This window comes from Vibrio sp. 1557, assembly GCF_033340175.1.
GTDB lineage: Bacteria > Pseudomonadota > Gammaproteobacteria > Enterobacterales > Vibrionaceae > Vibrio > Vibrio alginolyticus.
Genome location: NZ_JAWOVZ010000161.1, coordinates 1 through 1284, shown reverse-complemented (window position 1 = coordinate 1284; position 1284 = coordinate 1). Strand labels below are relative to the sequence as shown.

Genomic DNA, 1284 nt, shown 5'->3' with positions numbered 1-1284 from the left:
TTTCGATGTAACGCTACCAGAAGTTGCAGGCTCATTGTCATCCAGAATTACGGATAACTTTCAGATATTGAAACCTGCATCTTCAAGTTGAATGGGTATAGACAATGCATTTGGGAATTCTCTTGGTGCTTATTAACTGTTAAAGACCTAAAAACCAGCTAGGATCAACAGTTACTTTTTCAACTAACTCTGTTTTAACGCCTAAACTAAGTTCCTTAAGCTTATCGGCTAACTGATCACCATCGACCAAGTCAATCGAAGCTTTTGTAAAGTTACCTGTAGTGATAAACATCCCACGATCAGCTCTACCAACGGTTGCACCCCTAAAATCACGGATCTCGGGAGCCCCAACGGAACCTTTGTACTTTTTACACTGAAAAGCGATATGAAAGCTCATCAAACCGTTGATTCGGGCAATTCCTTTGCCATCGATACCACCATCACCCGTGCGGCCAGTCACTTCAACATGGATAAAACCTGATTCTCTCAATAATCTCTGTGTTAGTCGCTCAAACGCATCCGGGCTCATTTCTTCAATTAGCACATGATGCAGTTTTTCACGCCAAAGCATAGCCCTGAGAGATCCCCTCATAATTTCCCCAAAGCGTAACCATGTTTGAATAGATTTTGAGCAGGCAGGGTTGCAGCCACGAGTAAGTCTTCCCTTGTTATTGTGTAGCCAGAATGCCGCAAAACTTCCATGCCTAAGCGAACTGTTGAGAGTGCGTTTCGATTTCTGACTGTGTTAGCCTGGAAGTGCTTGTCCCAACCTTGTTTCTGAGCATGAACGCCCGCAAGCCAACATGTTAGTTGAAGCATCAGGGCGATTAGCAGCATGATATCAAAACGCTCTGAGCTGCTCGTTCGGCTATGGCGTAGGCCTAGTCCGTAGGCAGGACTTTTCAAATCTCGGAAGGTCTCTTCAATCTGCATTCGCTTCGAATAGATATTAACAAGTTGTTTAGGTGTTCGAATTTCAACAGGTAAGTTAGTTGCTAGAACCCATGGCTCTTTTGCCGACGCTGAGTAGATTTTAGGTGACGGGTGATGACAATGAGTCCGTGTCGAGCGCTGATTTTTTCGGCCTTTAGGGCGAGATTTATACAATAGAATTTGGCATGAGATTGGATTGCTTTTGGTCAGCCTCTTATCGCCTAAAGTCTTTGAGTGACTTGGTGACATGTCGTGTAAGTTGCTGATAGGTTGACAGTTTTCCGCTCCTAGGTCTGCATATTGTACTTTTCCTCTTACTCGACTTAACCAGTACCAACCCAGCTTCTCAAC

General features: G+C 44.2%; 2 protein-coding genes. Both read right to left on the bottom strand.

Annotated features, from left to right (window positions below):
- Positions 1-139: 139 nt before the first annotated feature.
- Complete coding sequence (locus R7070_RS25510; protein WP_318058666.1) at positions 140-592, bottom strand: restriction endonuclease; 453 nt, start codon at positions 590-592, stop codon at positions 140-142.
- On the bottom strand, positions 589-1284 hold a 696-nt coding region (locus R7070_RS25505; RefSeq protein ID WP_318141426.1), incomplete at its 5' end, for an IS4 family transposase. The genes R7070_RS25510 and R7070_RS25505, both read right to left, overlap by 4 nt.

Bases quoted from the DNA above. Each gene is read 5' to 3' on its own strand.
- R7070_RS25510 (WP_318058666.1), bottom strand. From the start codon at position 592: ATGAGGGGATCTCTCAGGGCTATGCTTTGGCGTGAAAAACTGCATCAT.